The organism is Halomonas sp. AOP13-D3-9, assembly GCF_052379125.1.
Classification (GTDB): Bacteria; Pseudomonadota; Gammaproteobacteria; order Pseudomonadales; family Halomonadaceae; genus Vreelandella.
This window is the reverse complement of record NZ_JBQSYH010000014.1, coordinates 1-12,868: the sequence shown is the minus strand read 5'-3', so window position 1 is coordinate 12,868 and position 12,868 is coordinate 1. Positions and strand designations below refer to the sequence as shown.

General features: G+C 55.9%; 16 protein-coding genes and 1 pseudogene. 11 read left to right on the top strand and 6 right to left on the bottom strand.

Annotated features, from left to right (window positions below; translation table 11 throughout):
* Positions 1 to 11: 11 nt before the first annotated feature.
* Together ACT3UM_RS15785 and ACT3UM_RS15780 are read left to right on the top strand one after the other, a co-directional pair.
* Positions 12 to 743: a hypothetical protein gene (locus tag ACT3UM_RS15785; protein ID WP_498900333.1), complete on the top strand. Its 732-nt coding sequence runs from the start codon at positions 12 to 14 to the stop codon at positions 741 to 743.
* Positions 744 to 845: 102 nt separating this feature from the next.
* Positions 846 to 1,454, top strand: coding sequence for a TerD family protein (locus ACT3UM_RS15780; protein ID WP_498900331.1), 609 nt, complete (start codon positions 846 to 848; stop codon positions 1,452 to 1,454).
* A 220-nt stretch (positions 1,455 to 1,674) separates the two neighbouring features.
* On the opposite strand, the gene ACT3UM_RS15775 is transcribed toward ACT3UM_RS15780, so the two are convergent.
* A complete protein-coding gene (locus tag ACT3UM_RS15775; protein ID WP_498900329.1) occupies positions 1,675 to 2,607 on the bottom strand; it encodes a LysR family transcriptional regulator in 933 nt (310 codons plus the stop codon).
* Between the two features lie 140 nt (positions 2,608 to 2,747).
* Between ACT3UM_RS15775 and ACT3UM_RS15770 the strand changes: the two genes are divergently transcribed.
* Together ACT3UM_RS15770 and ACT3UM_RS15765 are read left to right on the top strand one after the other, a co-directional pair.
* Positions 2,748 to 3,806, top strand: a complete 1,059-nt coding sequence (locus ACT3UM_RS15770; RefSeq protein ID WP_498900327.1) for an SDR family oxidoreductase — start codon at positions 2,748 to 2,750, stop codon at positions 3,804 to 3,806.
* A gap of 141 nt (positions 3,807 to 3,947) precedes the next feature.
* Positions 3,948 to 4,892: a tetratricopeptide repeat protein gene (locus tag ACT3UM_RS15765; protein WP_498900325.1), complete on the top strand. Its 945-nt coding sequence runs from the start codon at positions 3,948 to 3,950 to the stop codon at positions 4,890 to 4,892.
* A gap of 16 nt (positions 4,893 to 4,908) precedes the next feature.
* Here the strand turns inward: ACT3UM_RS15765 and ACT3UM_RS15760 are convergent, their stop codons facing one another.
* Complete coding sequence (locus tag ACT3UM_RS15760; protein ID WP_498900323.1) at positions 4,909 to 6,075, bottom strand: MalY/PatB family protein; 1,167 nt, start codon at positions 6,073 to 6,075, stop codon at positions 4,909 to 4,911.
* Positions 6,076 to 6,112: 37 nt separating this feature from the next.
* Here ACT3UM_RS15760 and ACT3UM_RS15755 point away from each other — a divergent pair, with 37 nt between their 5' ends.
* The 5 genes from ACT3UM_RS15755 to ACT3UM_RS15735 all read left to right on the top strand — a co-directional run bounded on the left by ACT3UM_RS15755 (position 6,113) and on the right by ACT3UM_RS15735 (position 8,549).
* Positions 6,113 to 6,544 (top strand): hypothetical protein, encoded by a 432-nt coding sequence (locus ACT3UM_RS15755; RefSeq protein WP_498900321.1) that lies wholly within the window; start codon positions 6,113 to 6,115, stop codon positions 6,542 to 6,544.
* Positions 6,545 to 6,658: 114 nt separating this feature from the next.
* A complete protein-coding gene (locus tag ACT3UM_RS15750) occupies positions 6,659 to 7,066 on the top strand; it encodes an acyl-CoA thioesterase (protein WP_035576454.1) in 408 nt (135 codons plus the stop codon).
* A 43-nt stretch (positions 7,067 to 7,109) separates the two neighbouring features.
* Positions 7,110 to 7,412 (top strand): hypothetical protein, encoded by a 303-nt coding sequence (locus ACT3UM_RS15745; RefSeq protein ID WP_035576453.1) that lies wholly within the window; start codon positions 7,110 to 7,112, stop codon positions 7,410 to 7,412.
* A 12-nt stretch (positions 7,413 to 7,424) separates the two neighbouring features.
* A complete protein-coding gene (locus ACT3UM_RS15740; protein WP_498900318.1) occupies positions 7,425 to 7,946 on the top strand; it encodes a DUF501 domain-containing protein in 522 nt (173 codons plus the stop codon).
* Between the two features lie 60 nt (positions 7,947 to 8,006).
* Positions 8,007 to 8,549 (top strand): LOG family protein, encoded by a 543-nt coding sequence (locus tag ACT3UM_RS15735; protein ID WP_498900316.1) that lies wholly within the window; start codon positions 8,007 to 8,009, stop codon positions 8,547 to 8,549.
* Positions 8,550 to 8,571: 22 nt separating this feature from the next.
* Here ACT3UM_RS15735 and ACT3UM_RS15730 read toward each other — a convergent pair whose 3' ends face one another.
* Positions 8,572 to 9,087 carry a hypothetical protein gene (locus tag ACT3UM_RS15730; protein ID WP_498900314.1) on the bottom strand — a complete coding sequence of 172 codons (516 nt, stop codon included), beginning with the start codon at positions 9,085 to 9,087 and terminating at the stop codon, positions 8,572 to 8,574.
* A 34-nt stretch (positions 9,088 to 9,121) separates the two neighbouring features.
* Positions 9,122 to 9,616 (bottom strand): tetratricopeptide repeat protein, encoded by a 495-nt coding sequence (locus ACT3UM_RS15725; RefSeq protein ID WP_035576449.1) that lies wholly within the window; start codon positions 9,614 to 9,616, stop codon positions 9,122 to 9,124.
* A gap of 244 nt (positions 9,617 to 9,860) precedes the next feature.
* On the opposite strand from ACT3UM_RS15725, the pseudogene ACT3UM_RS15720 reads away from it, so the two are divergent.
* Positions 9,861 to 10,888: pseudogene (locus ACT3UM_RS15720) on the top strand (NADP(H)-dependent aldo-keto reductase).
* A gap of 122 nt (positions 10,889 to 11,010) precedes the next feature.
* Positions 11,011 to 11,790 carry a peroxide stress protein YaaA gene (yaaA, locus tag ACT3UM_RS15715; RefSeq protein ID WP_498900312.1) on the top strand — a complete coding sequence of 260 codons (780 nt, stop codon included), beginning with the start codon at positions 11,011 to 11,013 and terminating at the stop codon, positions 11,788 to 11,790.
* A gap of 15 nt (positions 11,791 to 11,805) precedes the next feature.
* Here yaaA and ACT3UM_RS15710 read toward each other — a convergent pair whose 3' ends face one another.
* Both ACT3UM_RS15710 and ACT3UM_RS15705 read right to left on the bottom strand, forming a co-directional pair.
* Positions 11,806 to 12,381, bottom strand: coding sequence for an isochorismatase family protein (locus ACT3UM_RS15710; RefSeq protein WP_498900310.1), 576 nt, complete (start codon positions 12,379 to 12,381; stop codon positions 11,806 to 11,808).
* Between the two features lie 112 nt (positions 12,382 to 12,493).
* Positions 12,494 to 12,682, bottom strand: a complete 189-nt coding sequence (locus ACT3UM_RS15705; protein WP_022520373.1) for a hypothetical protein — start codon at positions 12,680 to 12,682, stop codon at positions 12,494 to 12,496.
* Between the last annotated feature and the right edge of the window lie 186 nt (positions 12,683 to 12,868).

Here is a 12,868-nt window from a genome sequence, read left to right as displayed (position 1 = left end):
CGAGAACCACCATGATCAATCTGACTAAAGCAGACCAGACCGCCACCATCAGCCTATCCAAAGGTAGTTCCGATATTATTGTGCGTGCCCAGTGGGTTGATAACGGTGACGGTGATGATGGCAATGACGACCTAGACCTGCGCTGCTCGCTTTTGGCCCCTGACGGCAAGATGTACCTGATTGACGGAGAGTACCGGGGATCCTTGCAGGCGATGCCTTTTGCGCACCATCACGGTGATGTACAGAGCGCCAGCATCGACGCGCCAGGTGAGGAAATCATTACCGTGGCTCGCGACATCGCAAAGCGCGCCGGCGGGCCGGTAGCGCTGTGCTTCAGTGTCTATTCTGCCCTGGGCAATGGCGCAGTGTCGGTGGCGTCACTTCGTCCGGAAATGAAAATGACCTATGGCAGCGACGAGGTAATTTGCAGCTTCGACTTCAATCAGGCTCCCGATGCCCGCAACCCCAACATTTACACCTATATCATTGGCTACGCAATCATCACTGAAGAAGAAGTCATCCTGGCGCCTTCCGGCAAAACATCAAAGCCTGGGCAGGAGGAAACGCCTTGGATCTTCTGGCGGGATGCTTCCATCGATGTCGACATCGTGGGCCCGGCGGTATTTAAAGGCCCACAGGCCAGCGAGTCAGAGCCGTACAACAAGAAATTCAAGATCCCCTATCGCTTTGAAAACGTCACCCCAGCGAAAAAGAAAGGCTTTTTGGGCAACTTGTTCGGCTAATCCATTTAGGGGCCAGCGTAATACGGTGGCCCTTTAGTTAACCCCAATTAGTTAAACCCAATGCCGGTACCCGGCAATCAAGCAAAACATGGAGCATTCACTATGTCTATTAACCTCGCGAAAGGCCAACGTATTAGCCTTGAAAAAGAAGGCGGTGGCAGCCTGGATTACATCGAAATCGGTGTTAACTGGGGCGCAATCGAAAAGAAAGGCTTTTTTGGCAAAAAACACGTCGCCGTTGACCTGGATGCCTCTGTTGGCATGTTTGACGCCCAAGGCAATTTGGTCGATACGGTGTGGTTTCGTCAGCTGAAATCGAAGTGTGGCTCTATCAATCACAGCGGCGACGACCGCACGGGTGACACTGGCGGCGATGATGGCGAAGACAACGAAATTATCCAGATCAACCTAAAAAACGTACCCAGTAACGTCACTACGCTTGCGTTAGTGTTGAATTCTTTTTCACAACAGAACTTCGGTGAGATCCCGTTTGCGGGTATTCGTATCCACAACGGTAAAGCGGGTAGCGGTAGCGAATTTGCAAAATTTGACGTGGCTAACGACCCGACGTTCGCGGGCAAAGTGAGCATGATTATGGGTAGCGTGTATCGCCATAATAGCAGCTGGAAGTTCCGCAGCATTGGTGCCGCGATTGCTGAAAAAGACCTGAAGGCGTCACTGGCAGCGTTCTCGCATGATTACGCCAACTGAATGTTGAGATAAGGAGTTCCCCCGTGGCCACCCCGCGGCGGGAACTCATATTATGAAGCGAATACCGCCCGGTGAAAAAAAGGCGTCGCTATAAACGAAGGAAATACTGGATAAACGCGCCGACGCTGTGAGCCTTCCACCTTGATGGTATATGCAGTCTTTGTATCTGACAGAGAAGAACTCAGAGAAGAACTACTCTGAACGCTCCCAATGTCGAGCATCACTCCTGCTCACGCCAGCGATCCCAGCTCGGCGTAGGCCCCACCATTTCAAACAGATGATCCAGAAATGCACTCACCTTGCGTGTGTGTAGGCGACGCTGAGCATAGAGCACGTGGATATCGCGTCTGCCTGGCATAACCTCGCACTCCCACGCTTCGAGTACCGGCACCAGGGCACCGGATGCCAATTCGTCAGCGATCAGCCAGGTGGGAAACATCACCAGCCCCTGCCCCATTAGCGCTGCGCGCACCAAACTCTCGGCATCGTTGCTGTAGAGGCTGCCGTCGACTTTATAAGCGCAGGCTTGTGACTGATCGGCAGTATTGAAATACCAGCGCTGGCGGCCCATTTCCCCCTGGTAGAGTAAGCAGTCATGCTGGCTCAGATCATCCGGGCGGGTGGGCGTACCACAACGTTGCAAATACTCGGGCGCCGCGGCCACCACATAATTCATTGGCGCTAGGCGGCGCGCCACCAAGGTGGAATCCGCCAAGGCACCGACGCGAAAGGTGATATCGATGCCCTCACGCACCGGGTCGGTCAATTGATCGGTCAGCATCAGCTCGGCTTTTATCGCCGGGTAGCGGCGCTGAAAATGGTGCAGAATCGGCACGATCTGCCGCTGGCCGAAGGCCACCGGGGCGTTAAGGCGCAGCACACCGCTGGGCTCAGTATTGGGTGCCATCAGCGCTTCAGTCGCCAAGTCGAGCCGCTCAAGAATCTCGCGAACTTCCTGATAGTAGCGCCAGCCCGCTTCGGTCAACGTCACGGCACGGGTGTGGCGATAGAACAGTTGCTGGCCCAGCGCCTCCTCTAAAGAGGCAATCTGGCGTGAGACCGACGACACGGCGCGATGAAAATGACGCGCGGTGGCAGTAAAGCTTCCTGTCGCGGCGACGCGCTCAAAGATGCGTAGCGCATTGAGATCCATTGAGTTGCTCCTGTCGCAATAAAGATTTGCGATCTTTCCAATTGTAGCAATGATACTCAGCGACCAAACTGCTTTTCATCGGGCACGAGCACAACGTTCGCCCCCCGTTTCGAATCTCTTGTCTGCATAAGGAATTAACGATGCGCAAAGGCACAGCACTTGTAGTAGGCGCTACCGGCATCACCGGCGGCAATCTGGCCAGCTATCTCGCCGCTAGCGGATGGACCGTTTACGGTTTATCACGTCGCCCCTCTCAACAAGAGGGTGTCATTCCCGTCGCCGCCGATCTGCTCGATCGCGAAGCGACGGCTAAGGCGCTCTCGGGCTTACCCATTACTAACGTTTTCTACTGCACCTGGGTACGCCGTGACAACGAGAAGGCCAATGTCGAGGCTAACGGCGCGATGATGCACAACCTGCTCGACGCTTTGCAGGGTGCAAGCGTGGCGCATGTCTCGTTGGTCACCGGCACCAAGCAGTACCTAGGCGCCTTCGAAAACTACGGCAGTGGCAAGACCGAGACGCCGTTTCGTGAATCAGCGCCCCGGGTACCGGGTGAGAACTTCTACTACACCCTCGAAGACATCATGTTCGCAGCGGCAAAGCGCGACGACTTTAGCTGGAACGTGCACCGCCCGCACACCGTGATCGGCTATGCCCGCGGCAACGCTATGAACATGGGCGTAACGCTGGCGGTTTATGCCTCTATCTGCAAGGCAACGGGCAAGCCGTTCATTTTCCCAGGCTCGCAGACCCAGTGGAACGCTTTGACCGACCTGACCGATTCGCTGGTGCTGGCGCGGCAGATGGAGTGGGCGGCAGTATCGCCCGGCGCGCATAACGAAGCCTTTAACACCGTCAATGGCGATATTTTCCGCTGGCGTCGGCTGTGGAATGAAATGGGTGAGTTTTTCGGCCTTGAAGTGCCGGACTGCCCGGAAACGCCGCAGCCGCTTGAAACACAGATGGCCGACATAGCGCCAACCTGGGCTGAGATTGCCGAGCAACACGGGCTAATCGAAGCCGACGTTTCCAAGCTGGCTTCCTGGTGGCACACCGATGCCGACCTGGGACGCGAGCTTGAGTGCGTTAACGATGTGACCAAATCCCGCGATTTCGGCTTTGACCACTTCCGCGAAACCCGCGCGGCGTTTTTCGACCTGTTCGCTCGCCTGCGCGCAGAACGAATCATTCCTTAAGCAATACCAGAAAAAAATGGTTCTACCAGGGCGTGCATCATCGCGCCCTGGGTTTTATTTCCCCTCCTTTCCTTGAATCCTCCCGGGCATGCCTGCATATCATAGGGAACTATTGTTCATTTTTTGATGCCGAGTCTTCCTATGCAGATTATTGATCCCCGCTCAGGTAAACCGCTGACTGCGGATACCGGAAATACCGACGCCCCCGCGCCTGATGCTGAACAGGCAGCGGTACGTCCTGAAGACGTTATTATCGAGCTTAATGCAGGCAATATTCAGCAGGTGTTGGAAGCCTCCATGAAGGTGCCCGTGCTACTGGGCTGCTACTCACCTTCTCATCCTGGCAGCAGTACTCTGCTTTCAATACTGGAAAAGCTGGTAGTTGAGTACGCGGGCGCCTTCCTGCTCGGCAAGCTCGATATCGAAGCGAACCCTGAAATTGGCGGCCAATTGGGCGTACAGTCGGTGCCTGATGTGAAGCTGATTAGCCAAGGCGGTTTAGTCGATGGCTTCCAAGGCGCTCTGCCGGAGAAAGAAGTCCGCGAGTGGCTGAACCGCTACTTCCCTGCCCCAGGTGAGGCACCGCCCACCCCAGAAGAGCAGGCGGAAGAGGCGCTGAAAGCCGGCGAAATCGCCGCTGCCCGTAAGATTTATGAAACTCTGATGGGCCAGTATCCAGAGCACTACGCCTACCAGGTAGCTTTCGCCCGCGTGCTGTTGGCGGAGGACAAAGGCAATGAGGCCCGCGAGGTGCTCGATAACCTGCCGCCGGAGGAGCGTGATGCCGCGCCTGCCCGTGGCGTACGCGCCAGCATCGAGTTTAGCGAGCAGGCACTCTCAGCCGAAGAGATTGCCGCCCTGGGTGATCGCACCGATAGCGAAGCGCAGTACCAGCGCGCCCTGCGCCAAGTGGCCGACGGTCATTATGATGAAGGGTTGGAGGCGCTGCTGGCGCTGATGAAGCAGGATCGCGCCTATAACGATGACGCGGCACGTAAAACGCTGCTACAGGTGTTCGACGCCCTGGGCGCCGACCACCCGCTGACCGTTGCTTACCGCCGCAAACTCTTTGCGATGATGTACTAAGGTCTTCTGAAGGCTTTCAATCCCGCTTCAGCAGGGAATCCATTCGAGCCAGCGCCGCTTCCAGCTGGGAAGCGGTAGTACCGAAGTTAAGCCGTACATAGCCGGGGCAGCCAAAGGCAGCCCCGTCCGAAAGCGCTACCCCCGCCTCTTTCAGCAGCGTCTTATGCGGCGCATCGCCTAGCCCTGCCTCGCGCATATCCAGCCAAGCTAGATAGGTCGACTCTGACGCACTCCAGCGCACGCCCGGCCAAGCCGCTATACGCGCCTGCAGCGTCCCACGATGCTCTCTCAACACGCTTAACAGCGCCTGACGCCACGGCTCGCCATGTCGATAAGCGGCTTCCGCCGCAACCAAGCCAAGCACATTGCCATCGGGAAGTAACCCTTTGGTAGCCGCCGCAAACCGCTCACGCAGCGCAGTATCGGGAATCACCGCACAGGCGCTGGTCAGCCCGGCTAGGTTGAACGTTTTCGACGGCGCCCACAGGGTAATGGTGCGCTTCGCTAATTCAGGAAATGCCGCGGCTAACGGGCGGTGCTGGGCACCTTCGTCTAACAGCAGATCGCAGTGCACCTCATCGGAGACCACCCAAAGATCGTGGCGCTTGACCAGTTCAGCCAGTGCGGCAAGCTCCTCATGACGCCATACGCGCCCGGTCGGGTTGTGGGGCTGGCACCACAGCAGCAAGCGGGTACGCGGCGTAATCGCTGCTTCCAGGGCGGCAATATCGAGCTGCCATGGCTCGTTAAGCGTCGAAGGCGCAGCCAGCATCGCCTGCTGGGGCAGTCGCCCGGTGCGCTTTGCCACGTCTAAAAATGGCGGATAGATGGGAGCCACCGTTAATACGCCGTCGCCTGGCTCGGTTAGCGCTAATACGGCGATGTGCAAGGCCGGCACGACGCCCGGTAGCCACTGCTGCCACGCCGACTGAATCGGCCAATCATAGTGGTGGGCACTCCACTCACACAGGGTTTCTGTTAACGTAGCAGGCACTTCGCCATAGCCATATACACCGTGAGCTACCCTAGCCTGCAGCGCATCAATCACCGCTGGCGGGGAGCGAAAATCCATATCGGCGACCCAAAGGGGTAACACATCGTCGCCGTAACGGTGCCACTTTTGCGATGCCCAGCCACCTTCTGGGTGGCGTCGCTCTACAGGCGTGGCAAAATCATAGGCCATGAAAAATCTCACTCATTGAATAGGGGTTGTGCCAAGCATGCCGCAAGATGACTTTTATACCAAGATGCGCGCGGGGCTATCTGCGCTGCTGCGGCAATGGCGCTCGCTAGGCCAAGCGGATACAGACCAGCTAGCGCTCATTCTGGCTGAAACAGCACGGGTGGCGAAATTAGGCACCCCCGACGCCACGCCTAGTGGCACGACGCTTGAACAGTGGAGTCACGATGAGCTTGGCGAAATGCCGCTATGGGCACCCCGCACCGCGGTGTTTTTGCTTAATCAAATGCCCGCTCGCCCGACCCCCGATAGCGACGCCGAGGCCTGCGCCTGGGCCTACTGCTGGCTACGCAACCGCTCCTTTGGTTCACTGCAAGACGCTCATGACGCGCTCCCAGGACACTTGAAAGCCCCCCTGAAAGAGGCCCTGGAAGCCGCCTGGCGCGACCAGCAGGGATTGCGTTTAGTGTAAAGGGTGCTTGACCAAGCGCTTGCTTGGGTCAATCCTAAAGAGCCTTGTTATGCCAATAGCTGCTTCTTTACATAACCCTGTTCATAATTATGTTCATAACTACAAGGACATGCCATGTTTACACGTACCATCGAGCCCGCATTTTACGATACCGACGCCTTAGGCCACATTAACAACACCCGCCTGCCGGCGTGGTTTGAGCTTGCCCGCAATGACCTGTTCAAACTCTTTACCCCTGACTTAAACCCCAAGCAGTGGCGTTTGATTATGGCGCGTATGGAAGTCGACTATCGGGCTGAACTGTTTTACGGTCACGATATCGAAATACGTACTTACTTAACGCGATTAGGCAATAGCTCGTTTACTGTGACCCAAGAGGCGCGCCAGCATGGCAAACTCACTAACCTGGGGCATACCGTTATGGTGCAGTATGACCACCAGGCCAAGTGCGCCATGCCTATTGAGGGTGACCTGCGCGAGGCGCTAACGTCGCACCTGCAAGACGCGCCTGAGCCCGCCTGATTACCGCAGCCCCGTGCTTTCGGGGCAACAGGAGCCAATTGTAATGGCCATCCGCTACAACCTCTGGATAGACCCTGACAACGTCGCCCAACACCGTGCCGTAGAGGCCGATCTGGAAAACTATTTTGTCGAGCGCTTTGCCGACTACCCGCATATCCGCTTGTTTGGTGCCGACCCCTACGATTATGATGCCCCCTTCAACCGCCTTTATGACGTGCTAATGGCACGAGCCGCTGAATATTGTGAGCGGACGTGGTGCTATGTCGCGTCCCCTGAACAGCTCAATCGCTGCTTCTTCCGTGCCGTTGGCCGCTCGACTAAATTTGTTCAAGACGATCGTTCATAAGAGACCAACCCAATGGTGATACGCACCAACCAAGCGCCTGACGAACGTCAGCTCGCCATTATTGCCCAGCAGCTTGGCCGTGCACCGCGCGGCATCGAAGCGGTCGCCGCTACCGACGGTGAAGGCACGCCGCTCGTGCTGCGTATGGCACCGATTGTCGATGGCAAACCCTTCCCCACCCTGTATTGGCTCTGCTCAGATGTGCTGAAAGTCGAGATTTCCCGCATCGAAGCCGTTGGTGTGATCAAGGCGCTCGAACAGCGCCTGCAGGATGAGCCCGAATTTCTTGAGGCCTATCAGCAGAGTCACCGCGACTATGTAGCCGCCCGCTGGGACTTTATGAGCGATGCTCAGCGTGCAGAAGTCGCTAAGCTGGGTTACACCCAGGTGATGACCGAGCGAGGCATTGGCGGGATTACTAACTGGCACCAGATACGCTGCCTGCATACCCAGTATGCCCATCACCTGTGTGGCGATAATGTGATTGGCCAGTGGATGGATCAGCATCATCAGGTCAATCAACATTTACCTTAAGTACTCTCCTTAAGTACTCTCCTTAAATACTGTTCTTCGCTTGCTATAAGGAATGTTCGAATGGCTCGAATTTGCGTTTATCTGGGTTCCCGAGAAGGCAATAGCCCTGCCTTTCGGCAGGCCACTAATCAACTGGGGCGCACGCTCGCTGAACGCGGCCATACGCTGGTTTATGGCGGGGCACGCGTTGGCCTGATGGGCGAGCTAGCTAACGCAGCACTTGAGGCCGGTGGTGAAGTTCTTGGTGTGATGCCCGACCACCTGGTGGAGCGCGAACAGGCGTACTTTGGCTTGAGCGAGCTGATTCGGGTGCGCAATATGCACGAACGCAAAGCCACCATGGCGGCCAACGCCGATGCGTTTATTGCCTTGCCGGGCGGAATTGGCACTTTGGAAGAGCTGTTTGAAATATGGACGTGGGGCTACCTGGGCCTGCATGAAAAACCCATGGGATTACTTAACATTGACGAGTTCTACTCTCCACTGCTGACTTTTTTAGACAGCACGGTCGGTCATGGTTTTTTGGCGGCTCCCACCCGGGAGATGCTGCTCGACGCGCCGTCACCCGGTGAGCTCCTTGATGCGCTAGAAGCTCAGCTATAACGAACGCCGGAGAAGGAAGGAGTTACGAGCGGCCCAGGTGCTCAGTGAGCTTACGGGTATGCTGATACGTCAACTGGAGCAAGCGGGCATCTTCCCCTGCCCGGTGACGGTGAATCCCCTGTTCGGCGATCATCGCTTCTTTGGTGTCGCTCCATAGTGCCTGCTGCTCTTCGCTCAGCAGTATTCTTAACGCCTCAAGACGAAAACCCGGCAGCATGCCAGCGTGATGGAAAAGCAGCGACAGCCAGGTGTTATCGTATCCCCAGCTGTCGCTATACGCCTTACCCAGCTCGCGCAGCTCATCGTTCAACCATTGGGCAACTTGGCGGACCGGGTAGCCCTCGTGAATAAGGCGATCACGGGTGATACCGTGTAGCAATTCGGCTTTAGGATCCCAGTGCGTCCACTCCTCCAGCGGTTGAATAAGAAAAGCACAGCAGCTTCCGTCGGCACGTGCGATGCCGACTTCAATCGGGTAGCTGCCACGCCCAAATCCGGACGCTTCAATATCTAATACTGTGGGTAGCGTCTCGGACACAACCTTCCTCACTCAATCAAAACGCGGTAACGCTTCATGCGGCGGCCACGTTATTTAGCGTCTGCTGTTCCGCCTGTCGCTGCCAGTAAGCCGCTCGCTCGCCGTCCACTGCCAAGCCTAACTCACCCAGGCGATAAGCACGGGCAAGCCTCTCGGCCGCTAGATAGTGACCCGACTGTGCAGCGCGGGCGTACCACGTGACCGCGTAGTCTTCACGGCGCGGGTATTGAGCACAGCCGTGCTCGTGGATTTGTGCCACCTGGTACTGTGACTTTACATCCCCGGCATGCGCCGCTTCCAGAACGTAGCGCGCACCGCGCGCCTTGTCTTGGGGCGTCTGACTGCGATGAAACAACATATGGCCATAAACAGAGAGCGCGTCAGGGTGACCCGCCTCCGCACAGCGCTTAAATAAGCGCATCGTTAAACGCTGGGTGCGCGGTGAACGCGGCAACAACCAGTGATTATGGAACAGCCGTTCAGCTAGGCGAAATTCTAGCCGAGTAAATAACGTTGATGCCTGCAGCATGGCAAACCACCCTGCCTGTCTGTTGGAACCTTGGGCCAGCAGTCATGAAATAGCTGCCAACCACACGAGAAACCGGCCTTTAGCCGGTCGATGGGCTGGCAAGCATACGCCTGCCTTTGCGACGACTCAACCCCATTAATTTGCTGCTTGCCAAGAGCCTCGCTAACATGCGATTCATACGCCGTCTACCATCCAGGTAATGGTGGCTTATTTGTGGCAATTCCGCCTTAGTAAGGAGATGAAAATGCAAACGCGCCCACTTGGCAGAACCGGCATGGAGGTCAGTCGACTCTGCTTAGGTACGATGACGTTTGGCGAGCAAAATAGCGAAGCCGAAGCCCACGAACAGCTTGACCGGGCCGTGGCCTTTGGCATCAATTTTATTGATACCGGGCATACCCCGTCCCGCCCATGGCCAGTACACAGGGTCTGACGGAACACTATATCGGCAGTTGGCTAAAGCAGCGCGGCGCCCGAGACGATCTCATCATAGCCACCAAAGCCGCAGGCCCAGGCCTTGACCATATCCGCGGTGGGCCGCGTTTAACCCGTGAGCATATTCATCAGGCCATTGACACCAGCCTGGAGCGCTTAAAAACCGATTACGTTGACCTTTACCAACTGCACTGGCCAGACCGGCAAACCAACTTCTTTGGCAAGCTGGGCTACGTGCATAGCAAAGACGAAGACGCGACGCCGTTAGAAGAGACGCTCGCTGCTTTGAAAGAGCTGGTTGATGCTGGCAAGGTGCGGGCTATAGGGCTCTCTAATGACACTCCCTGGGGCGTAATGCGCTCACTGCAGCTCGCCGACAAGCTGGATTTACCCCGCGTGGCGTCAATTCAAAATCCCTATAACCTGCTTAACCGTTCCTTTGAAGTCGGCTTGGCTGAAATTGCCCACCGTGAAGATGTCGGCCTACTTGCCTATTCACCGCTAGGGTTTGGGGTACTCTCAGGTAAATACCTTAATGGCGCGCAGCCACCCAAAGGCCGCTTGACGCTGTATGAGCGCTTCAAGCGTTACACCTCACCCGAAGCCGAAGCGGCCACCCAGGCTTATGTGGCGCTCGCTAAAAAGCACGAGCTAGACCCTGCGCAAATGGCGCTGGCGTTTGTTAATTCACGCAGCTTTTTAACCAGCAATATCATTGGTGCCACCACAATGGAGCAGTTGGAAAGCAACCTTGCCAGCGAGAGTCTCAAACTGGATAACGAAGTGCTAGAGGCCATCGAAGATATTCATCGCCGCATGCCGAATCCCTGCCCTTAAGCGGCTGCTGAGCCCCGCCTATAGGCAGTAAGCGGCTCTGCCAGAACTATCGAAGCGATAGCCTCGGCCTTGGCCGAGGCTTGGTATACTACGTTCACTTATGATGGCCCTAGGAGCATGCGATGCTGAGCGTTATCTCTCCCGCTAAAACGCTGGATTTTGAAACCCCACCGACCACAGAGCAGGTAACACAACCTGACTTTCTGAAATACAGCCAAGCATTGATCACACTTTTGCGCGACTACTCGCCCCAGCAAATCAGTGAACTTATGGGCATCAGCGATAAACTGGCGGGGCTGAATGCAGCGCGCTTTGAGGAGTGGCGCCCCCCTTTCACGCTGAGCAATGCCAAACCCGCTGCCCAGGCGTTTCAGGGCGATGTCTATACCGGCCTGCAAGCAGCAAGCTTCAGCGAAGCAGATAACCGTTACGCGCAATCCCACCTACGCATACTCTCCGGCTTATATGGCCTGCTACGGCCCCTGGATTTGATTCAGCCCTATCGGCTAGAGATGGGCACCAAGCTGTCCAACAGTGCTGGTAAGGATTTGTATGCCTACTGGAAGCCTATACTAACGCCTGCGCTCAATGAGGCCATTGCTGAAAGCGGCTCTGACGTGCTGGTGAATCTCGCTTCGAATGAGTATTTCAAAGCGGTAGATACCCAGCAACTCAATGCCAGAGTCATTACGCCGGTGTTTAAAGATGAGAAAAACGGCACCTTTAAAATCATCAGCTTCTACGCCAAAAAGGCCCGCGGGCTGATGAGCGCCTGGCTGATTCAGCAACAGGTCAACAACCCAGAGCAACTCAAGGCATTCGATGTAGCAGGCTATCGTTTCGATGCCTCGGCATCCGAGGGTGATACCTTCGTTTTCACTCGCAAGGATAGTGATCGCTAGAGCGAGGCGAACAGCCTAGAAGAAACGTACGGGGCGAGCCGAACGTGGCTTTAAAAACCGCTGGTGCGCCTCTTTAAATAGCGCAGTGTCACAGCGGTGTAGCCACTCATAAGCCACCATGTCTGCCGTCACCGCCACAGCACCGCTTGCGCAAGCGCGCTCACGGGCAAACGCAGCCTCTTGCAGGCGGCGGCTGGCAGAAGCGTCACTCAGCCAGTACAGCTCGTAACCTGCCGCTAATAGACCTAGTCCCGTTTGCAGCACGCAGATATGCGCTTCTGTTCCACACAGCACAATCTGAGTTTTGCCCGTTGCGTTTAGTGCTTCACGAAATTCAGCTTCCGCCATGGCGCCAAAGTGCTGTTTTTGCCAGAGCTGATAGTCATTCAAGCTGGCGAGCAGTGGTGCGGAGGTTCCCCCCAACTTTTCTGGAGACTGCTCGGTTAACCATACCGGCACCTCAAGCAAGCACGCCATTTCGCCTAGCCAAGCCGCTTCGTTAACGGCCTCTTGACCACCATCGATCACAGGCAGCAACCCGGCCTGGAAATCGACCATCAATAGCAGACTTTTATCACACTGTAACTGCATGTTGCTTCCTCCATTTCTTATCATTATTGGAGTCATCATAGCCATATTCCAAAAAATAAAGCAGCCGCTTTTCAGCGACTGCTTTGGCTAACTCATCAAATAAATTCTCGGCCTAGTTTTCGGCAGCCTCTTCCATATCTTCGCCGAGCTCTTCCATGCTTTCCCCGGCATCTTCTGCAGCGTCATCAATGCTTTCACCCGCTTCTTCAGCCGGCCCTTGATCATCACAAGCGATCAGTCCGCCTGCCATCAAGGCCATAAATAGAGCGATTGCTAACTTCTTGGCTACTTGCGTCGTCATACCGTTTCTCCTCCTGAGATTTTACTTCTGGGTACGTGCAGCATAATACTAGATGCTGCTTGGCAACAATACCATGCCGAATGCACAAGCTATTGTTATATCTGGAAGAAAATGCCTGGAAATCGCGCTGAGGTGTGAGGTGTGAGGTGTTGAAGTCTACCCCTCACTCCTCACCATTTACGCCTC